General features: G+C 66.6%; 3 protein-coding genes. All 3 read left to right on the top strand.

Going from position 1 to position 24248, the window contains the following annotated elements:
* The first annotated feature begins 45 nt into the window (after nucleotides 1-45).
* Complete coding sequence (locus AC1RJ5_RS07075; RefSeq protein ID WP_342250416.1) at nucleotides 46-1209, top strand: helix-turn-helix transcriptional regulator; 1164 nt, start codon at nucleotides 46-48, stop codon at nucleotides 1207-1209.
* A gap of 327 nt (nucleotides 1210-1536) precedes the next feature.
* Nucleotides 1537-3249, top strand: coding sequence for a ShlB/FhaC/HecB family hemolysin secretion/activation protein (locus tag AC1RJ5_RS07070; RefSeq protein WP_493112474.1), 1713 nt, complete (start codon nucleotides 1537-1539; stop codon nucleotides 3247-3249).
* 11 nt (nucleotides 3250-3260) lie between these two features.
* The gene (locus AC1RJ5_RS07065) at nucleotides 3261-24113 is read left to right on the top strand and encodes a YDG domain-containing protein (RefSeq protein ID WP_493112472.1); all 20853 of its coding nucleotides are present in this window, start codon (nucleotides 3261-3263) and stop codon (nucleotides 24111-24113) included.
* The last annotated feature ends 135 nt before the right edge of the window (nucleotides 24114-24248 follow it).

Below are 24248 nucleotides of genomic sequence, written 5' to 3'. Positions count from 1 at the left end.
GGTTAACCTTCCGTTTCCCAGGTCAGGCAAGAGAATGAGTCGTCCATGCCAAGCCCGGCCCCTCTGACGCCGATGCTCGTCGCGGAACTGGTAGGCGGTATCTACGAGGCCGCGCTCGACCCGTGCCTGTGGCAGAGCCTCGTCGATCGTATCGAGGCGATCTATCCCGAAATCACGGTCGCGCTGTTCAGCCATGAGAGCCATGTTCCCTCGGCGGCGCTGAACATCCGGGCGAACTTCTCCGAAGCGGCGCTGCGCGACTATTCGGCCTATCATTTCTCGACCAGCCCCTATGTCGACTTCGTGCCCCGCAACGGCGTGGGCCAGCCGGTGCGGACCGAGGCGATCATCAGCGACGAGGAGCTGTTCCGGACCGAGCACTATAACGACTTCATGCTGCCGCATGGCGTTGGCCGATATGGCACCGGCATGGTGCTGGAGCGGGACCCCGGCGGCTGGGCTTCGCTTTCCCTCGCCGACCGCCGGAATGATGTGGACCGGCGCGACCACCAGATGCAGCTGCTCCGCCTGCTCGCGCCGCATTTCGGTCGCGCGTTCAAGCTGCGGCGCACGCTGATGGACAGCCGCATGGCCGGCCAGGCCCAGCAGGCGGTATTCGATGGCTGGATGCATGCCGCCTTCGTGCTCGATCGTGACGGCCGGGTGATGACGATGAACCGCCGCGCCGATGCGTTGGTCATTCGGGGCGACTGCCTGGTGCTCAACCGGTTCGGCCAACCGCGCAGCTTCGACGACAAGTGCAGCCGGGCGCTCGAAACCGCCTTTGCTGCCTGCCGGGCGAGCGCGGATGCGCCGATTCGAGCGGTGGACGATCCAGGCGGGGTGATGTTGCCGCGCCGCGCCGGGGCAAGCGCGCTGCACGCGATGCTGTGGCCGATTTCCAGTGCGGCCGAATTCAACCTGCCCAGCCTTCCCGGGCAGGTTCTCCTCGTGGTCTCCGATCCGGACGATACCCCGCCGGGCGCGGTCGCCTGGATCGCGCGCCGTTTCGGCTTGTCGCCATCGGAAGAGAGGCTGGCCGAGGCGGTCATCGCGGGCGTGCCGCTGAGCGAAGCGGCGGAACGACTGGGCATCCAGCTCTCCACCGCCCGCACCCGCCTGAAGACGATCCAGGCCAAGACGGACTGCCACCGCCAGATGGATCTGGTGCGCCTCGCCATGTCGGTCCCCACTCTCCGACTCGTCTGAGGGATACTCCCATATGGGAGCTATTCGCTCCCTATCGGCCTCCTTACCCAACCACCCTCGGGATCGTGCGCGCGGGACCGCGTCGGGGGGATGGCGTCGATGGAATTGGAGTTTCTTCACCGTGGCTTAGGCCCGGAACCGCAGCCGATGCGCAGGTCCAGGCCGCGGAGTCTGACGTTCCGCGACGTCGTTCCGCTGCTGTCACTAGTTGTAGCGACAGACGCAGAATCCGCCCTGCGGTACCATTCACGCGCAGGATCGCTCGCCCGGGTCGTGGGGTGGAGCGGCCTCCCGGTTCTCCAGTTCAAGACAAAAAAAGGCCGAGCGATGCCGAAGGTTGCCGTGCAGCATCTCCCTTACGGGCGGAAGGCGCTCGCCACATCCCTGCTACTTGGCGCGGCGGTCCTCGCCATGCCGGCGGCCGCGCAGGTGCTGCCCAACCGCCAGCAGCTCAACCCCGCCCAGCAGACGCCGATCCCGGCGGCGCCGCGCGGCGAGTTGTTCCGCGACATGGAAGCGGGGCCTTGTCCCTTTGCCGGCAGCGACCTCAAGGTGACGCTGACCGACGTCGTGTTCCAGGGCAATAACGGCAAGCTCGCACTGTCCGGCGATCGGCTGCGGCTGGCCTATGCCGATCTGATCGGGCGCGAAGTGCCGCTGGCGACGATCTGCACGATCCGCGACCGGGTGGCCTCGCTCTACCTGCGCCGCGGCGTGCTCGCGTCGGTCGAGATCCCCGAGCAGCGGATCGCCGACGGTAAGCTGGTCCTGCTGGTCACCGAGGCGCATGTCTCCTCGGTCAGCTATCACGGCGATGTCGGCCCGGCGCAGCGCCAGGTCGAGCGCTATCTCGACAAGCTGAAGGGGATGACGCCCTTCGATCTCAACGTCGCCCAGCGCTACCTGCTGCTCGCCTCCGACATTCCCGGTGTGATCGTCCAGGCCTCGCTCAAGCAGGCGCCGGGCGGCAAGGGGGCGGTCGACCTCGACATCGCGATCTCGCGCACGCCGGTTACCGCCAGCTTCTCGGTGAACAATGGCGGCTCGGAATCGATCGGGCGCGACCTCGCCACCGCGCGGGTGGATTACAACAGCTTCACGCCGTTCGGCGAGCGCACGACCATCGTCGGCTATGGCACGATCACCAGCCCCGAGCAGCGCGTCATCCAGCTGACCGAGAGCGTGAAGCTGGGCGGGGAGGGGCTGCAGCTCGACCTGTCAGGCTCGTTCGCGCGGACCCGTCCCGGTGCGGCGCTCAAGCCGCTGAACCTGCTCGGCAACAGCTTCGCCGGCAATGCCAGGCTGACCTATCCGCTGCTGCGCCATCGCCGCTACAATTTGAGCCTGTCGGGCGGCTTGGAATGGATCGACCAGAAGGTCGAGTTCGGGGGGGGCGTCGCCACGCTGACCGACGACAAGCTGCGCGTGTTCTTCGCCAAGCTCGACGGCCATCTCGCCCCGCGTGAGTTGGCGTCGCACTCGGTAGCGGCGACCGGCTCCCTCGAAATCCGCAAGGGCATAAACGGCCTGGGCGCGACGCCGTTCGGCAACAAGGTCGCCTCGCGCTTCGGCGGGCGTCCGGATGCGACGGTGGTACGCGCGGACCTGTCGGTCGGCGCCCGGCTGTTCGGCCCGATCACCGCCAGCCTCTCGACCAGCTGGCAGTACACCGACACGCCGTTGCTCTCCTATGAGGAGTTCGCCGCCGGCGGGCTTTCGATCGGCCGGGGCTATGACCCCTCGGCCGCCTCGGGCGACCGGGCGCTGGGCTCCTCGCTCGAAATCAGTACCGCGCCCTTACAGTTCGCCAAGCGATCGGTGTTCCGGCCCTATGCGTTCCTCGACGCCGTGCGCCTGACCAATATCGGGCCGGGCGCCGATCAGGTGACGCTGCGTTCCGCCGGCTACGGCGTCCGCGCCCAGATCGGCCCGTGGTTCTCGGTCGATGCCGCCTGGGCGCATCCCTTCGACCGGGTGGCCCCCGGCGCGCCCAAGCCCGGCGACCGCTTCCTCGTCAGCCTCACCGCCTCGATCTTCTGAGGAATAGATAGATGTCCGCTCCCCGCCGCCGCTCCAATCGCCGCCTGTTCACCACCTCGGCATTCGGCGCGCTCGCGCTCGCCGCGGTCTGGGCGGCACCCGCGCAAGCGCAGCTCGTCCAGGGGGCCACGCCCGCGCAGAGCAACGGCACGACGCCGACGATCGACCAGTCGGTGCCCAACACCACCACGGTGACGCTGGGCGGATCGCGCACGGTGATCGACTGGGACAAGTTCGACATCAATTCGGGCGACACCGCCAACTTCGTCTTTGCCAATCGCAGCGACATCGTGCTCAACCGCGTGGGCGGCGCGGGCAGCACGATCAATGGCAATCTGAACGGTACGATCGGCTCCACCGGCGGGGCGGTGGGCGGCAATATCTGGATCTACAACGCCAATGGCGTGGTGATCGGTGCCAATGCCCGGGTGAGCACCGGCGGCCTGCTCGTCACGACGGCGGGGCTGGACCGTGCGACCGACAGCAGCGCGGGCGGCTTCCTCGACGGCAGCTCGACCAGCTTCGGCTTCACCGGGGCGGGGACCGGCAACATCACCGTGCAGAACGGCGCGCAGATCACCAGCCACGGTGGTGCGATCGCGCTGGTGGCGCCGGTGGTCACCGCCGAGGCCGGATCGAGCATCTCGGCGCAGGATGGCGGCAACGTGCTCGTCGGCTCGGCGTCCAAATACCAGATCAGCTTCCGGCCGACCTCGACCGACGACATGGACCTGCTGAGCTTCGAAGTGGCGGACGGCGCCGGCACTTCGAGCACCGATGCAATCTCGCTGGCCGGCGACATCAGCGGCAACCGCGTGTTCGTCGCGGCGGTCTCGAAGTCCGGGCTGCAAGCCAATATTCTCAGCACCGGCACAATCACCGCCACGACTGCCGTAACCGACGAAACCGGTGCGATCGTGCTTAGCGCGAACCACAATATCGTGGGCGCCGCCGCGGTGGCGGCCCCGGTTTCCGGCACCGGCTCGGGCTTCGTCGGGATCTCTGGCGGCGCGCTCGTCGCGCCGTCGGTCAGCGTGCTCGGCACTGACGGCGTCCTGTTGCGCGGCGATGTGACTGCGACGGGCGGCACTGTCGATCTGCGCAGCGACAATGGTGATGTCCGGCAGTTCGCCGGTGTGATCACGGCGGACACGCTCACCGCCAGCGCGCAGACGGGCATCAACTTCAATTCGTTCAGTGCAAACCGGGTCGACAAGCTCGGCGCGCTCAGCACCGTCACGGGCGATCTCGCCTATATCGGCGATGAGGACGGGGTCATCCTCACCGGCGCGATCAGCGCGCCCGGCAAGGTCACGCTCGGCGCGCGCGGTTTCATGGATACTACGACTGGCTCGATCACCGCCGGCAGCCTGGAGCTGTCCCTGGGCGGCGGCGGGTCGTTCAAGGTCAATGGCGACGCCAATATCGGCTACGGCCAGTCCCAAGGGGCGGTGACGGTCCACGCGACCGGCGGCATCACGCTGTCGAACGAGTTCGGGATGCTGCTCGGCAACCAGCTCTCGCTGACTGCGGACACCGGCGCGATCCGCGAGACCGGTGGCTTCATCTCGGGCGGGGGCGCCGTCGTCGCCAATGCCGCTGGTGAGATCGACCTGCGTGGGGCCAACAGCTTCACCAGCCTTACGGCCAATTCCGCCGATGGCGAGAACATCACGGTCAACGCGACCGGCAATCTCGACTTCAAGGTGAACACCTTCTCGAGCGCGCGGTTCACCGTCGGGGGCGATGCGACGTCTTCGGGCACGAACGCTCTGATCGCCGGAGGTCTGCACGTGACCGCGGGCGGCGCGATCAACCTCAGCTCCGACGGCGGTGACGCCGCGTTCGGGGACCTGCAGGCCAACGGCAACATCATGCTCGCGATGGACGGCGTGCTCCGGCTCGGCGGCGTCGTGCAGGCGAATGGCGGCACCGCGAGCTTCACTTCGCGGAGCGGCGCGATCCAGCAGTCCTCCGGCAGCATTACCGCAAGCGCGATCATATTCGACGCCGACAGCACGATCACCCAGACCAACGGCGCCTTCGTCCAGACGGGTGGCCTGTCGCTCACCAGCGGCGGTACCGCGACGCTGGGCAGCGCGAACAGCTTCACCAGCCTCCAGGACCTGCACGTCGGCGGCGACCTGACGCTGCGCAATGCCGGCACGATCAACCTCACCCCAGTGTCGAGCGGTGGCTACACCGCGGGTGGCCAGCTCAACCTGACGTCCGATAACGGCGATATCATCAGCCCCAATGCCATCGCCGCATCGCGCATCACCGCTTCGGCCTGGGGATCGATAGGCCTTTCGGGCGCGATCGACTCGCTGGGCGCCGTGGCCGCCGGCGGCATGATTGGAATCACGTCCAACCGCGCGCTCTCGGTGACGGGCGACGTCGTCGCCGGAACCAATGTCAGCCTGTCCGGGACGTCGATCGGCCAGGGTGCCGGCACGACGATCTCCGGCAACGACGTCACGCTCAATGCCACGGCTGGAGCGATCGACCAGCATGCCAGCGGCAGCGTCAGCACCAGCAATTATCTCGAAGCGCATGCGACCACCGACCTGCTGCTGCGTGGTGCGAACAACCTGGGCTACCAGGACCCGTACCTCACCGCGGGCACCGGCAAGGACGTCACGATCCGCGCGATCGGCGACTTCCGCTATAACAGCTACGGTATCACCGTCGGCACGCTGACGCTGATCTCCGACGCCGGCAGCATCCGCCAGGGCAGCGGCATCTATGCCGACACGCTGATCGCGCAGGCGGCGACCGGGCTGCGGCTCGATGGCGGCGGCGTCGGCAACACCGTCACCACCGTGGGCGGGCTCAGCACCGCCAGCGGCGACATCATGTTCGTCGAAGGCAATGGCTTCGATATCGCCGGCGACATCAGTGCGCCTGGCTTGGTCCAGCTTGGCACTAGCGGGGCGATCAACACCAACTCCGGCCACCTTTCCGCCGGCACGCTGGAAGTGACTGCGGGCGGCGGTGCCGGCTTCGATGTGCTGGGCAACATCAAACTGGGGGCGGTGACCGTTTCCGGCGGCAATTTCTACCTGGGCAGCAACGGCAATATCGAGCTGACCGGCCTGGTCGACACCGGCACCAGCAACCTGACGCTGTCCACCACCAACGGCGCGATCACCAGCAATGGCGGCTCGATCAAGGCCTTTTCGACGACGGCGGACGCCACCGGCGCGATCACGCTCGTCGGCTCCGGCTTCGCCAATTTCTGGGCAACCTCGAGCGGTGGCGGCGCCATCCATCTCAGCAGCGACAACGATCTCGGCTTCGCGGCCAACACCACCGGCACCCTCACCGTCGAGACCAGCGGGCAGGCGAGCAACACCGGTGACGTGATCGCGAGTTCGGTGTCGATCACCGCGGGCACCGGGATTGGCCTGGTCAACACGGGTTTCACGGTCGATATCGGCAGCTTCAGCCATCTCGGCACCGATGACGGCCTGATCAGCATCGACCTCAACGGTGACATCAAGCTCGATGGCGACGTCACCGCAGGCGGCGCGGGTAATACCGTCAGCCTGACCTCGGGCGGGAGCATCCTGCAGAATTCGGGCACGATCACCGGCGACATCATCAAGCTGAGCGGCGCCTCCGCGATCACCCAGGCGAGCGGCGCGGCGCTGCACGGCGGCGCGCTGTCGCTCACCAGCAGCGGCAATGTGGCGCTGGGCCAGGCCAACGACTTCACCAGCATCGCCGATCTCTCGATCGGCGGCGACCTGACGCTGCGCAACCTGGGCAGCATCGATCTCGATCCTACGGTCGGCGGCGGCGCCACCCTGGGCGGTGCGCTGACCGTGACCTCGGACATCGGCGACATCAGCGCCGGCAATGTCGTCACCACCACGAAGCTGACCGCCACGGCGCTGAACGGGTCGATCCTGCTTGGCGGCGGCGGTCATCTGATCGGCTCGCTCGGTGCGATGACCGCGGGCGGCGACATCGAGATCGGCACCGATCTCCCCGGCTTCGCCCTCACCGGCGACATCACCGCCACGAATGTGACTCTGCTCGCGATGAATGGCGGGATCACCCAGAACGCCGGCACCAAGATCACTGCGGACACGCTGAACGCGACCGCCAACAACAACATCACGCTTGACCAGGCGAACGCGGTCACCACGGTGAGCGGGCTCAACGCCAATCTGTTCACCAGCGGCCACAGCATCACCTTCCGCAACGATGGCAACATCATTCTCAACGGCCGGATCGACGCCACGGGCGGCGCGCTCCGGCTGACTTCGAACACCGGCGGCATCACCCAGAACACCGGCGCCGGCATCTATGTCCGCGCGAACCAGCTCTTCCTGAGCGGCGCCAGCGACCTGTTGCTCAGCAGCACCAGCAACGACATCGCCACGCTTGGCGGCGCGACGAGCACCAATGGCGGCATCCTCTATCGCGACGCCAATGGCTTCGACATCGCGGGCAACATCACCGCGACCACAGCTGTCACCGGGGGCGTTTCGCTGCGCACGGCCGGTGCGGGGTCGATCACTCAGAGCGGCGGCATCATCGACGTCGACTATCTCGGCGTGATCACCACCGGCGCCAGCACGGTCACGCTCAACCAGGCGAACCGGATCCACAGGCTCATCGCCACCTCGGGCAACGGCGCGCTTTCGCTCAACACCACCACCGATCTCCTGATCGACCAATCCGTCTATTTCGCTACGATCTCGCTGAGTTCGGGCGGGGCGATCACCCAGAGCATTAACGGCTCATTCTCGGCGGGCACGGCCAATCTGAGCGCGGTCACCGGGATCAACCTGCCGGGCGCATCCCTTGTCGGCAACAACGGCATCCTCAATCTCGGCACGATTACCAACACGACCAGCGGCGGCATCAACATTGTCAGCTATAGCGCGTCGCAGCTCACGCTCGCCGGCAACATCAATGCTGCGGGCCAGACGGTGTCGATCACCGATCTTTCAGGTAACATCTTCCAGGGCGGCGGCATTGTCACGGCCGATACGCTGAGCCTCTCCGCGACCAATGGTATCAGCGTCGGGCGCAACAACCAGGTCGGCAATCTCGGCACATTCGCTTCGACGATGGGGCCGATCGTCTTCACCAATGCCGGCAGTTTCAATGTCACCCAGTCGATCAATGCGGGCTCCAATACCCTTGCGCTGACGTCGCTATTCGGCGCCCTCACCCAGAACGCGGGCACCACGCTCACCGGCGGCAGCATCGGGCTGCAGGCTGGTACCACTCTCACTCAGGGCAGCGGCGCCACGCTGCACGGCACCAATCTGTCGCTGACCAGCGGCGGCAATACGACGCTGGGCGAGGCCAACGACTTCACCACCCTCACCGACCTTGCGGTGGGCGGCGACCTGACGCTGCGCAATCTCGGCAACATCGATCTCAGTCCGATCCTCGGGGGGACCGGCGGATATCGGACGGGTGGCGCGCTCACCCTGATCTCCGATACCGGGAACATCCTCAGCACCAACTCCGGTATCGACACCTCGCGCCTGACCGTGAGCGCGGCGGGTTCGATCAGCCTCGCCGGCACGATCGCCTCGCTCGGTACCATCACTGCCGGCCAGTCCATCCTGCTGACCACCAACAACGGCAGCATGGTGCTGACCGGCAATGTCACCGGCCGGAACGTCAGCCTCTACGGCAATACCGGGCTCAGCCAGACCGGCGGCATCATCGATGCCGACCGGCTCAACGTCATCACCAATGGCGACATCTCGCTGACCGGGGCGAACCAGATCGATGTAGTCGGGCGGCTCGACACCGACCAATACGACAGCGGCACCGGCCACGACATCACGCTGCGCAATGTCGGCGCGATCGTGCTCGACTATCAGATCGAAGCGCCCGGCGGCACCGTCTCGCTCATCTCGGACACGGGCGGGATCAGCCAGACCAGCTTCAGCGACCGCTTCATCGCCGGCACGCTCAAGGCCGATGCAGCCGGCGACATCGTGCTCGACTATGCAGGGAACGCTATCAGCCATCTGGGCGCGATCCGCAGCCAGGGCGGCGGCGTCACCATCGTCGATGCGAATGCCTTCGACCTGACGGGCCAGGTGCGTGCCGCCGGTGCGCTTTCGCTCACCTCGGGCGGGGCGATCACCACCAATGGCGGTCTGGTCGTCGCGGGCGGCCTGCTCAACGTCTCGGCGACCAGCGCCAATCTGGTCGCGGGTAACAACATCCAGCTCGGCACCGTCACCACCAACGGCAATTTCGCGATCGATACCGACGGCAATCTCACCGTCGCCGGCCTGCTCAACACCAATGGCGGCGACGCGACGCTGAAGGCGAATTTCGGCACGATCGGGCACGGCGCCAGCGGCACGATCACGGCCAACAAGGTCACCGCCACCGCGCGCGACAGCATCACGCTCGACAGCACCGGCAATGCGATCGTCTGGGCGAGTTCGAGCAACGGCGGCGCCATCAATCTCACCGGCAATGCCGATATCTTCTTCAAGATCGACACGGCCGGCGACCTGACGGTCGATGCCGGCGGCATCGCCGGCAACAACGACAGCGTGATCGCCAATTCGGTGGGGATCAACGCGGACGGTGGTGTCTATCTGAGCGACCAGACCGTCACCATCAATGTCGGCAGCTATCGTTATCTGACCTCGTCGGCCGGTGCGATCGACGTCGAGAACCAGGGTGACATCAACCTCGACGGCGATGTCACCGCAAGCGGCGGGACCGGCTCCAACTATGTCCGCCTGAACTCGAGTGGTGGCTCGCTCCAGCAGTACAGCGGCACGATCAGCGGTTACAGCGTCGAGCTCGATGCCGCCCAGTCGGTCCTCCAGGACGCCCGCGCGAAGGTGGTGACCGGCGATTACGGCCTGAGCCTCCGCGCCACCGATGTGTCGCTGATCGGCGCCAACGAGATCAGCGCGATCAGCACGTATACGGTCACCCATGACCTGACGCTGCGCGCGGTCGGCACGATCAACATGAGCGGATCCGCCAACCAGGCCGGCAGCAACCACTACACCACGCTGATTTCCGATACCGGCGACATCATCGGCGGCCCGATCAACGCCGACAGGCTGAGCGCCACTGCCGCCAACGGCAAGCTCGTCTTCAACTATGGCAACAATCACATCGGTTCGCTCGGCGCCCTGACCGCCAAGAACACCGGCGGCACCGATATCGACATCTTCAGTGACTCGCTGCTCGCCCTGACGGGCAACATCACCGGCGGTGGCGTCAATATCTACGCCACGCAGGGGATCAGCCAGACCGCCGGCGCGATCACCGCGGACCGGCTGTTCACCGGCACGAGCGGCGACCTGCTGCTCGGCGGCGCGAACAATTTCGGTCAGCTGCTCGATTTCGGCCACGGCAACGGCAAGAACGTCACGATCCGCAACCTTGGCAGCATCACGCTGCCGGGCACCGCCAACAGCTTCGGCACGCTCACGCTGACGTCGGATACCGGCAGCATCGGCCAGACGAGTGCTATCGCGGTCGCTACGCTGATCGCGAACGCCGCCACCGGCATCAATCTGACCCAGGCCAACAACTTCACGACGCTCACCGGACTGACCACCGCCACCGGCGACATCCGGATCGCGGACACCAACGGCTTCGCCATCGAGGGCAACATCACCGCGCCCGGCACCGTCGCGCTCGCCAGCGGTGGCAATATCACCACCGGCACCACCACGGTCGGCGTCGTCACGACGCCGCATGGCAAGGTCGATGCCGACACGCTCACCGTTTCCGCAGTCAACGCCACGGTCTACACCGCCGGCGACATCAATTTGGGCGCGTCCTCGGTCAACAGCGGCTTCACGCTGGTCGCCGATGGCAGCATCGACCTGACCGCGACCAGCAACTTCTTCGCCGCCAGCCTGATCGCCAATATCGGCTCGATCACCCAGAGCGCCGGCATCGTGACCGGCAACACCGTGCTCACCGGCGCGGCCGGCAGCATCACGCTCGACAAGGCCAACAGCCTCAGCAGCTTCGGTGGCACGTCGCAGGGCGGCGGCACCGTCACCTTCAACAATGCCGGCGCCTCCACGCTCGACCTCACCGTCAGCACCACGGGCAACGCGGTCGTCACCACCGCGGGCGGCGTGCTCGGAGCCTATATTCGGGCGGGCGACCTGTCGCTCACCGCAGGCGGGGCGATCGACCTCACGTTCAATACGGACGTGACCAGCGTCAGCAAGCTGATCACGACGTCGGGGAATGTGCTGCTCACCGACGCCAACAGCTTCCAGATCCTCGGCGACGTCACCGCCGGTACGAGCACGCTGGGCACCGTGGACCTGCGGGCGAATACGGGCGGAATCTCGCAGTTCGGCGGCACGATCACCGGCGACGACGTCCACCTCACCAGCGTGGGCAACCTGAGCCAGATCGGCACCACCAGCCGGGTCGTGGCCAACACCATCGCGCTGAGCAGTTACGCGATCATCTTCAACGGTGCGAACAGCTTCAACAGCGCCGGCAGCTCGGTTTCCGTCGCCACGAATGGCGGCCTGATCCTGCGCAACGCAGGATCGATCGATCTCGACGCACTCGGCGGCTTCACCTCGGGCGGCAACCTGGCGCTGACCTCGGACAATGGCTCGATCACTTCGACGGGCGCCATAAGCGCCACCGCGCTGTCCGCGATTGCGGAGCGTGGCACCATCAGCTTCGGCAACGCCGCCAACAGCTTCACCTATCTCGGCGCTCTCAGCGCCTCGGGCGATGCCACGATCACGACGAGCAGCACGTCGCTCAGCCTGCTCAACAACGTCGCTGTCGGCGGCAGGCTTACGCTCGGTGCGCAGGGTGCGATCATCCAGACCAGCGGCACGCTAACCGCCGCGTCGCTCTATGCCACCGCCGGCGGCGCTACCGGCGCGATCACGCTGGGTGCTGCCAACGACGTCGGTACGCTGGGCGCGCTCACCGCCGATGGCGATGTGCGCTTCCACGACATCAACGGCTTCCAGATCGCCGGCAATGTGCGCGGCGACCATGTCACGCTCATCGCGGATGCCGGCGAGATCCGTGAGAACAGCGGGACCGTTATCGCCAACCATCTCACCGCCTCGGCGGTCGATGGGCTGGTGCTCAGCCAGATCGGCAACCAGATCCACACCGTCGACGGCCTGACCAACAGCAGCAGCGCCGCCAATGTCGGGATCGCCATCGCCTCCGATGTCGACATGCACATCGCCGGCGATGTGACCGCGCCGGGCCAGTATGTCTATTTCTTCGTCGGCGACGGCGACCTCACGCAGGACAGCGGCACGATCACCGGTGGATATCTGCGGCTCCGCCTGATGAACGGCAGCGCCACGCTGGGCGCCAACGCGCTCGACAATCTCGATTCCATCCAGATCGACGGCGGCGACTTCGCCGCCAATTCAAACCTGTCGACCGGGGTGCTTGGCCTGAACGGCAACATCGTGGTCAGCGGCACCACCACGATCACCAATGCCGCCGGCATTACCCAGGGCCCGGGCGGGGTGATCAACACCTATAATCTGAACCTGAACACCGCCGGCACGCTCGACATGGGCAATGTCATCAACATCGTCGGCGGCCAGGCCAATATCACGATGGGGAGCGGCAGCTTCCTGTCCTATGGCGACCTCAACCTCCGGCTGAACGCCACCGGCGCGGCGACGATCACCTCGGGCGGCAACATCAATTTCACCGGCGCGGGCTCGTCCTCGGCCGGCACGCTGACCCTCTCCGCTGCCAACGGCATCTACTCGGCGGCGGGCGCCGGTGGGCAGATCGCCGCCAACCATCTCGGCACGATCACCAACAGCGGCAGCGGCGGCATCGCGCTCAACCTGCTCGGCAACGTCACCCTGGAAGGCGACATCACCGCCGCCGGACAGACCGTCTCGATCACCGCGGAAGACGGCCTCAGCCAGGCGACCGGCAACGTCATCACCGCCAACCGGCTCAACGTCACGACCACCGGCACCAACGCCTCGGCGATCCTGGACAACGCCAATCTGGTCGGCACCTTCGGGTTGAACGTCACCGGCGACGCGACGTTGCGCTCGGCGCTCGCCACCACGATCGCCCAGAGCCTGTCGGTCGGCGGCTCGCTGACCGTGCACACGCCCGCCGACATCACGATGAACAACGGCACCGTGGGCGGCACGCTGGCGCTCTATTCGGGCGGCGCCGTCTACAGCAACGGCTATCTCAGCGCGGACCGGCTCACCGGCAGCGCCAACGGCGATTTCTATCTCGACTTCACCAGCCTCAACACCCTCGACGCGGTCACAAGCGGCGAGGATATCCAGATCAACGGCTCGAACTCGAACCTCGCCATCATCGGCGACGTCACCGCAGCGGGCGGCATCGAGCTCAGCGGCCACACGCTCAACCAGAGCGCCGGCACGATCACCGCCGCCACCGGCATCGGCCTGTCCACCGATGGCGCGATCACCCAGAGCGGTACCGGTCGGATCGTTGCCGGTCGCATTTCGGCAACGGGCGGCGACATCAGCCTGGTCGGGGCGAACCAGGTCGGCGCGACCGGCAACTATCTCAACTCGAGCGGGCTCGCGATCGCGTTCCGTAACCAGGGCGACATCGTCGCCAACAGCGACTTCAGCTTCTATTACGGCGGGGGTTTGCTGACGCTGATCTCCGATACCGGATCGATCACTCAGTCCACTGCCCTGGGTGTCGGTTACGTCAAGCTTCAGGCGGCGACTGGCATCGACTTCAGCAACTCGGGCAACACGATCGGTTCGATCTCCGAGGCGACCAACAGCACCAGCGGCGGCATCGTGCTGACCAACAGCGGCGATCTGCGCATCGACGGCGGCATCACCGCGACCGGCCAGGCGGTTTCGCTCACGTCGCTCAATGGCGCGGTCAGCCAGGCCGCGGCCGGCATGATCTCCGCCCAATCGCTTGGCGTCAGCGCCCAGACCGGCGTGCAGCTCCACGCGAACAACAACATCCGCGAGATCGCCGGGCTGTCGAATGCAGTTTCGGGCGGCATCTCGTTCAACAATTTCCTGGGCTATGAACTCACCGGCAACGTCACTGCCGCGGGACAGCAGGTAACGCTCGATTCGACCAGCGGCGGGCTCACCCAGAGCGGCGGCATCATCACCGCCGGCAACATCGCCTCGTCGGCCTATGGCCTGATCCGGCTCGACAGCGCCAACAATGTCGGCAGCACCACGGCCAGTTCCTTCTCCTCGAACGTCGGCAACATCTTCTTCCACTCGGCGAACGCGATCCTGCTCGGCACGGTGAACGCGCCGGGCCTGCTCTCGCTCACTGCGGACAGCGGCGACATCACCCAGACGGTCGCGATCACGGCCGACCGGCTGGCTGCCAGCGCCGTCGGCGGCGACATCGTGCTCGATCAGCTCAATTCGATCGGCACGCTCAACGCCATCACCGCGCTCGACGGCTTCTCGCTGCGTACCAGCACGGGCCTGGCGCTCGACGGCGAGATCACCGCGCACGACCTGGTGAAGCTTGTCGCTGGCGGCGACATCACCCAGGTCGGCACCGGAGCGATCCACAGCGACTTCCTCGAGGCGACGAGCGGCGTGGGGGCCGCCAACGGCATCAGCCTGCTCAATCACAACCAGGTCGGCAATGCGACGCTGAACTCGAACGGCAAGGACCTGCGCTTCCGCAACACCGGCGACTTTGCGCTCGGCGACATCAGCGCTGCCGGTCACATCGTCGAGATGATCTCGGATACCGGCAGCGTCACTCAGCTCGCCGGCACGTCGATCCTTGCTGGCACCTTCTCGGCGACCGGCACCAATGTCGTGCTCGACAACACCGGCAACCGGATCAGCCGCATCGGCCTGATCTCGACCGGGTCGGACCTCAGCCTGCGCAACGACGTGGCGCTGCAGATCGACGCCATCGATGCCGGCAGCCACAATGTCACGATCTACAATGGCGGCGACATCAGCGGCGGCAACATCACTGCCAACCTCCTGACCGTGAACCCGATCGGCGGCGGCGTCTTCCTGAACACCGCCAGTCACGTCAGTTCGATCGGCGGATTCAACGGCTACCAGTTCGAGTTCGTCAACGACGGCAGCTTCACCATAGCGGGTGCGCTCCAGAACGGGATGTTCCAGACCTTCCTGACCAGCCAGAACGGCTCTATCTCGATGGCGGGCGGTGCGGTCAACAGCGGCGGCGTCACGCTTCAGGCGGCGACCGGCATCTCGATCACCGGCAATCTGAGCTATGTCTACGGGGCGACCACGACCACCGGCGACGTCTCGATCCTGTCGGGCCTGCTCGATATCCAGGGCGATATTCGCGGCGACACCGTCACGCTGGGCGGCACCGCGAATGGTGGCTTCGTGCGCCAGACCTCCGGTTCGATCACCGCCAATCTGCTTAATGCCAGCGGCTATGGCAGTGTGACCCTTGATGGCGCCGCCAACCATATCGCCGCGCTCGGCACGCTGAGCAGCAGCTTCGGCGACGTCGTGATCAAGAGCCTCGACGCGGTCGCGCTGACCGGCAACATCGATGCGAGCGGCTATTTCAGCCTCGATGCCGGCGGCGCGGTCGACCAGACCGGGGGGCGGATCAAGGCGGGCTGGCTCTACGTCAACGCTGCTGGCGACGTCACGCTCGATGCGGCCAATCTTGTCGATGCCGGCGGCACCGTCTCGCTGAGCGGCGACAACGTGACCTTCGTGAACGACGGGACCTTTACCGTCGGCGGGATCGATGCCGGGACCACCGGCGCGATCGACCTGACTTCGACCAATGGCAATATCTGGCAGTCGGGCGTGATGAACGGGGGCTCGCTCGCCGCGACGGCGCATGGCTCGATCTCGTTCAACCAGAGCAATGTGATCGGCACTCTCGCCAAGCTCAGTGCCGGCACCGAGCTGACCTATTACGGCTCGACCGCCTATGCGCTGACCGGCGACGTCACCGCCGGCACCACTGCCTCGCTGAACGGCGGCGCGGGCATCACCCAGACCGGCGGCAGGATCACCGCCCAGTCGCTGGCGGTCAATGCGGGTAGCGCCGATCTGCGTCAGGCCAATGTGGTCGATCAGCTCGGGCTGGTCACCACCAGCGGCGATTTCCTCTTCCGCAACGTCGGCGACATCGAGCTCTGGGCCAGCGGCAACAGCGTCGTCGGCGGCAAGTTCGGCCTCTATTCGGATACCGGCAGCGTATCCAACCCCGGCGCTCTGTTCACCGCCAACACGGTCGATGTCACCGCGGCTGGCAACATCGATCTGAACGGCGGCACCTTCAACTATATCGATCGGCTGGTGTCGCAGAACGGCGGCATTACGGTCATCACCACCGCCAACATCCTGGGCGGCAACCTGATCTCGGCCGTGAACGGCACGGTCGACCTCACCGTCGGCCGCATCACCGCGGACTCGGTCAAGGCCAGCCTGCTCAACGTCGATGCCACCGGCAACGATATCGAACTGACCGGCGACAATCTGATCGACCGCCTCGGCTATCTGTTCGGCAACAATATCTCGGTCGGCGTCGGCCAGACCGCGATCACCGGCTATATCAACGCCGCCAACAGCATCGCCTTTGTCCGTTCGGGCCTGGCGACCGATTTTGCGCTCGGCATGGGCCTGAACGGCGCGCTGCGGGCGCAGATGATCAGTCTCAGCAACACCGGCAGTGCCGGCACCGCGACGCTGACCGGCATCATTGCGTCGTCGAGCCAGCTCGAGCTCAATCTAAACTTCAACGGCGATGCCAGCGTCACCACCTCGATGGGCGGCATCTATCTTAACAGTGCGGTGGTGGACGGCGATCTGTACCTTCGCGCGTACAACGCGATCACCGCCTCCGGCGCGCACAGCGCCATCAGCGGCACGATCAGCGCCCAGAACATCACCGGCGACATCAGCCTGAATTTCGGCACCGACACTGTCGGCCATTTCGGCGATATCCTGACCGGCAGCGGCTATATCGGGCTCGGCGCCGCGTCGGTGGATCTCACCGGAGTCGTCCAGGCGGGCGGTGGGGGCGGTGTATTCCTCAGCGCCGGCAACGGTTCGGTCACCCAGGCCAGCGGTTCGATCGTCAGCGCCGCCAATATCGAGGGCATGGCCACCGGCAACTTCCTGCTGACCGGCGCCAACCATATCTCGGCGCTGGGCACGATCACCGCCACGAACGGTGACATCGCGGTCGCAACCGATCGTTCGCTGACCATCGTTGGCGATGTCACGACCGATCGCAGCCACAGCATCTCGCTGATCAGCACGCTGGCGTCGGGGCCGGCGATCCAGAACAGCGGCACCGGCGTGCTGCACACCGGCACGCTCAACATCCAGGCGATCGGCGACGTCGTCCTCACCAACCAGGACATCCTGCGCCTCGGCCTGATCGACCCGACGCTGTTCAGCTTCTCGCAGGCAGCCGATTTTGACATAACCGCGGATATCGTCGCCGACGCCGTCCAGCTGACTTCGACCGGCGGCCAGATCACGCAGTCGGGCGGGGCGATCACCGCCAGTTCGACCACGCTGTCGGCGCGGAATGGCATCAGCCTGCTGGGCAACAACCGTTTCGGCACGCTCTCGCTGAGCACCATGACCGGCGACATCGGCATCAGGAATGTCGGCGACCTCGTCCTTACCGCGCTCGCCAGCCCGGGCGATGCTAGCGTCACCGTGGCAGGCGGCAGCCTGACGATCGGCTCGCCCACCGTCACCGCGGCCGGCAACCTATCGCTCGAGGCGGACAGCTTCGTCTCGATCACCTCGGCGATCGACGCGGGCGGCGATGTCTCGGTGACCAGCCACAATGGCGCGGTCAGCCTGTTCACCGTCCGGGCCGGCGACGACATCGCGGTCTCCGCGGCGACGGCGGTGTCGATCGTGGGGGCGTCGATCGGCACGAGCGGTGTCGACAACGAAGCCGATGACCACAACATGCTGTTCAGCGGCAGCGGCGTGACCCTCGGCGCGGTCAGCCCGGCGAGCATCTCGGCGGACAATACCCTGGAGTTCAACGGCTGGACGGGCAGCGCGGCGATCAACGCGGGCGCGGGCGGCGCGACCGTCAATCTCTACCGCATGAACAATGCGCTCTCGGTCGCCGCCGTCTCGGGCGCGGTCCAGGCCCAGGTTAATACGGGCGACCTGATGCTGGGCACCGTTTCGGGCGGCAATGTCTCGCTGCGCTCGGTGCTGGGTTCGGTCAATGCGACCGGGGTGACCGTCACCGGCGACTACACGCTGTGGAGCGGCGCCGGCTTCAACGCGGGCGCGCTGTCGCCCTGTGGCTGCGGCATCGTCAACCTGACCATCACCCAGGACAACGGCAACCTCTTCCTGCCGACCTCGATCGGCGCGACCGGGAACATCCTGATCAAGATCGCGGCCGGCGCGCTCGACGCCGACACCGGCGTCCAACTCGGCGCGAACGGGGATGTGGAGATCCGCGCCGCCAATATCGGCATCGGCGGCCTCAGCGGGAACAATGTCACGCTGGTCGCCAATGCAGGCACGATCGACGTTCGCAATTTCCTGCTCGTCGCCAACGACTATACGCTCACCGGCCGCAATTTCGCGGGCGCGGCGCTTGCGCCGGGCGGCACGCGCGGCGGCACCTGGGCGCTGACCGCCACGGGCGCGCTCGACATGGGCGGCGCGACGCTCGAATATGACGGCGACATCGACTTCTCGGTCGCCGGCCTGCTCAGCAACGGCACGATCCGCTCGCTGTCCGGTGCGGTGACGGGCACCGCCAATTCGGCCGATGTCTACCAGCTGATCGCGGCGACCGACCTCGACGTCTCCGCCACCAGCGGCAGCTTCACGATCTTCCAGGCTATCGCCGATAGCGGCAGCGCGACGCTTCGCAGCAGCCAGGCGCTCAACGTGACCGGCAGTATCGAGGCGGGCACCAACGCCAGCGTGTCGGCCCAGTTCGGCGCCGCCACGGTCGGCAATGCCAGTGCGGGCGGCGATATCAGTGTCTATTCGCTGTTCGGCAACGCCACGCTGCGCCAGGCGAAGCTCACCGGCGCGACCGGTAGCCTTAGCGTGCAGAGCGTTATCGGCGCGGCGAAACTTGGCGCGGACGATGACGCTTCGATCACCGGCGACCATTATTTCGAGCGCGCGGCGGGCTCCACCGGCACCGTCTCGATCCTCGGATCGACCGGCGCCCGGGTGTATCTCGACCATTCCGCGGCGCTGGACCTGGTTCAGGCCAACACGGCCTGGGTCGAGGTGCAGCATGGCAACCTGTCGATCGACACGCTTGCCGGGCTTGCTGGCGACGCCACCGCCATCACCGGGGCGGGTTCGATCTTCGTGAATTCCGCCCGGGGCGGAGTTCTCCTGCTCGAGGCCAGTGGCGGCAACCTGACGCTGGGCGGCGCCGGGATCACCGCGAACGGTATCCATCTGGTGGCCGACGGCACCGTCGACACTACTGCGATCAGCAACCTTTCCGGCCAGTATATCGAGATCGTGGGATCGACGATCCGCGCGGCGTCGCTCAGCTCGAGCGGTGATGCCGACCTGTCGAGCACCAATGGCGGGATCACGCTCGACAACCTGACCGCTTCGGGCGTGGCGTTCGTCAGTGCGTTTGGCGACCTGGCGATGAACCAGATCTCGGTCGGCGGCCTCAGCGATTTCGTGGCAGGCGGCGAAGCCACGGTGCGCGGCGTGATCGCAGGCAATGGCTTCACTCTGACGGGGCAGGGCAATGTCACGCTAGGCGCCGATGCCGGAACGCTCGCGGCTGCCGGCAACGATATCCAGGTCGGTGGAACGCTGGGAGGCTGCGGGTGCTTCACCGGCGGCGCGACGGTGATCTCGCTTGGCGGCAACGTGTCGGTCAACCTTACCAGCGCGATCGGCGTCTTCGACCGCGTTACCGCCGACGCCGGCGATGTCAGCATCGCGAACGCCTCAGGCGATCTCGGGATCAACCTGCTGCGTGGCAACGACATCACCGTCTCGACGCCGGGTCAGCTCAGCATCATGGACGCGCAGAGCAGCGGTGGCAGCTATGCGCTGACCGCGGCGGACTTCGGCACCTTCACGCTCAGCCCCTCGCTGTTCGGCGGGGCCACCCGCCTCGGCGACGTGACGATCATCGACACCGATGGCGATCTCAATTCCACCGGGTCGCTCAATTCCTCGGGCGATATCCGGGTTGAAGCGCGGGACGGCGCTATCACCGGCGGACTGGCGCTGACCGCAGCCGGCGACGTCACCGCCATTGGTCAGGGCGTTGCCCTGCAATGGGCAGAGGGCCGCGACGTCACGATCGATGCCGGCACCGGCACGGCCGCGATCTCGAACACGCTCAGTGTCGGCCGAAACTATACGGTCACCGCCGGCAACTTCTCGGGCAATGCTCTGGCCTCCGGTGGCGCGAACACGGGCTCGCTCGCCATCACCGACACGGTCGGCGATTTCGACTTCGGCACGACCGACTTCGCCTTTGGCGGCGCGATCGACATCGACGCGTCGCATGGCTTGCTCAACATCGGTAACCTGCAGGCAGGTAACGCGATCACGCTGAACGCCGGCGGCAATCTGACGCTGGCCAGCGCGAAGCTGACGTCCACCGGCACCAACAGCTTCTCGCTCGTCTCGGGCGGGGACCTGCAGTTCGGCGCCGCCAATACGGCTTCGGTCGTTGGCACCAATATCTTCAGCAACGCGGGGTCGCTGGCGAGCGGCACGAGCATCCAGGCGGACGGCAATCTCGCGATCAACCTTCATCAGGCCGACGGCCTTGGCGCGATCGAGGGCGGCACGGTGCAGATCGCAGTGGCGGCCGGCGATTTCTCGGCTGGCGACATCGATGCGGTGGGCGCTCTCTTGGTGCAGGGGCCGGGCGGCACGCTCGCGCTGGGTAACCTGACCACCAGCGCCGGCCTCATCAACGTCGGCGGCCAGGGCAACACGACGCTGGGCAATGTGTCGGGCCACTTCGTGATCACCCTCGGCGCCAGCCTGGGCAATCTGAGCGTCGGCGCCGTTACCGGCGGTGACGTGTCGTTCTCGGTGGCGGGCGGCATCGACGCCGCCGGCATCTCGGCCAGCACGCTCGGCGTGGTCGCGATGGGCGGCAACGTCAATCTCGACAATGGCGGGACCGGTTCGCACATCGGCAGCCTGGCCAGCGTGACGGTCGGCAACGGCAACCTCGCACTGCGCAACCTTCAGGGCCTCAGCCTCGACGGCGTGATCGAGGTGAGCGGCGTGCTTGACCTGCAGGTCACAGGCGGGCTGACCCAGAATGCCTGGTACATCGTCGCCGATCGCCTGCAGGGCAATGTGACCGGCGCGGCGACGCTGGGTGGTGACAACCGCATCGGCACGCTTGCCGCCTTCTCGGCAAATGGCCTTAGGCTCAACAACGCCACCTCGCTGGTGATCGACGGCCCCGTCCAGGGCAATGGCGGCGCGGTGACGATCGCCTCGCATGGCGGGCTGGAAATCAGCCCCAATGGCAGCATCGTCTCCGCCGCTTCGGGCGATGCGATCGTGCTCGCCTCGGACGGCCGGTTCACCAACCTGGCCGGGGCAGGCGCGCTGAGCGCCTCGAACGGCCGCTGGCTGGTCTATGCCCAGACGGGCGGCAATCCCGGCGCCTCCGACCCGCTCAACGATTTCGGCGGGCTGGCGGGGACCAGCTATTATGGCGACGCCTATGATTTCGGCACCGGCAGCTTCGCTACCGCGCCGAATGCAGGCAATCGCTTCGTCTATGGCTATCGCCCGGTGCTGACGGTCACCCCGTCGAGCCTGCACCTCGTCTATGATGGCACCGTGCCGAACGTCACCACGACGATCACCGGTCTGGTCAATGGCGACAGTGCCGCCAATGCCTATGGCGGCGCGGCAGCGATCAGCGGCGTCGGCAGCGATGCCGGCACCTATTTCGCCTATAGCTCGCTGGGCACGCTCAGCTCGGAGATGGGTTACACCTTCGCCTTCGTGCCCGGCACGGTCGTGATCGATCCGCGCGTGATCAGCGCGATACTGACCGCCAACGACAAGACCTATGACGGCATGCTGGGCGCCACTGGCACGCTGAGCCTGAACGGGTTGATCGCGGGCGACACGGTGTCGGCGAACAGCACCGGCATGGCCTTTGACGGCAAGAATGCCGGCACGCATCTCGTCACGGCGAACGGCATCACCCTGTCGGGCGCTGATGCGGGCAACTATGTCCTTTCGGCCGGCAGCACGACTGCGCTGGCGGAGATCCTGGTCAAGGCGATCACGGCGACGCTGTCGGCTAATGGCAAGACCTATGACGGCACTACCGCCGCCACCGGCACGCTGGGCCTTGGCGGGCTGATCGGCAACGACCAGGTGAGTGCGGCCGGCAGCTATGCCTTTGACAGCAAGAATGCGGGCACGGGCCGTACGGTCACTGCAAGCGGGATCACCCTGTCGGGGGTGGACGCGGGCAACTATGTGCTGACCGGTACCAGCGCGACGGCGCTGGCGGACATCCTTGCCAAGGCGATCACCGCGACCCTGTCGGCCAATGGCAAGACCTATGACGGCACCACGGCCGCCACCGGCGCGCTGAGCCTGGGCGGTCTGGTCGGCAACGACCAGGTGAGCGCGGCCGGCAGCTATGCCTTTGACAGCAAGAATGCCGGCGCGGGCCGCACGGTGACTGCTAGCGGGATCAGCCTCTCGGGCGTGGATGCGAGCAATTATGTGCTGACCGGCACCAGTGCGACGGCATTGGCGGACATCTTGGCCAAGTCGATCACGGCGACCCTGTCGGCCAACGGCAAGACCTATGACGGCACCACGGCCGCCACCGGCGCGCTTGGGCTGAACGGCGTGGTCGCCGGTGACGCGGTCTCGGCGATCAGCGCCGGCATGGCCTTCGACAGCAAGAACGCGGGCACGGGCCGCACGGTGACCGCGAGCGGGATCGGCCTGTCGGGCGGCGACGCGGGCAATTATGTGCTGACCGGCACTACCGCGACCGCGCTGGCCAATATCCTCGCCAAGGCGATCACCGCCACGCTGGCGGCGAACGGGCGGGTCTATGACGGCACCACGGCCGCCACCGGCACGCTCGGCCTGAGCGGTCTTATCGCGGGTGACACGGTTGGCGTCACTGCCGCGGGCATCGCCTTCGACAGCAAGCATGCCGGCACCCGCACCGCAACCGCCACGGGTCTGGCACTCAACGGCGCCGATGCGGCCAACTACACGGTCAGCGGCACCGCCAGCGGCAGCGCCGTGATCTCCCCCAAGGCGATCAGCGCCACCGCCACGGCGGACAGCCGGACCTATGACGGCACCACCACCGCCACGGGCCGCATCGCGTTGACCGGGCTGATCTCGGGCGACACGGTAACCGGTACGGCGAGCTATCGCTTCGCCGATGCCAATGCCGGCACCGGCCGCACGGTGCAGGTGAGCGGCCTTGCGCTCTCGGGCGCGGACGCGGCGAACTACACCGTCACCCTGTCGAGCACGCCGGTTACCGCCGACATCACCCGCCGTGCGGTCACGGTGACCGTGGCCGACATGACCAAGCTTCTCGGCCAGCCCGACCCCGCTTTCACCTATGCCGTCACCGGCGGATCCGTGGTGAGTGGCGACAGCTTCGGCGGTGCGCTGGCGCGGACTGCGGGCGAGCAGGTCGGCCGCTATGCGATCGGGCAGGGGACGCTGGCGCTGTCGGCCAACTACCTGCTCACCGTGATCCCCGGCACGCTGGCGATCACCCTTACCCAATCGGGCGCCGATGCAAGCGACGCCCTCAGGACGCTGCGGGCCGGCGTCGCACCCGGCTTCTCGCTGGATCAGAACCCTTCCCGGAATCTCGAGGGCGACGATCAGGGCGAGGACGAGGGCGACGGCGACAAGTAGCGGGAGAGCCCGCACGACCTTTCGGTGCGGGCTCTCTGCCCCTCAGGGCCGGGCGCTGCGGTTGGGGGAACCGCGGCGCCCTACGCAACGGAACAGTTGCCGTAGACGGCTACAAGGCGGGCAGCAAAGAGGGCC

It is taken from the genome of Sphingomonas sp. GW822-FHT03G08, from assembly GCF_058801135.1.
The sequence above is the reverse complement of the archived record's forward strand: the minus strand, read 5'-3'. Positions and strand labels throughout refer to the sequence as shown.

Coding starts and splice junctions, on each gene's coding strand:
- AC1RJ5_RS07075 (WP_342250416.1), top strand. CDS start 46: ATGCCAAGCCCGGCCCCTCTGACGCCGATGCTCGTCGCGGAACTGGTA.
- AC1RJ5_RS07070 (WP_493112474.1), top strand. CDS start 1,537: ATGCCGAAGGTTGCCGTGCAGCATCTCCCTTACGGGCGGAAGGCGCTC.
- AC1RJ5_RS07065 (WP_493112472.1), top strand. CDS start 3,261: ATGTCCGCTCCCCGCCGCCGCTCCAATCGCCGCCTGTTCACCACCTCG.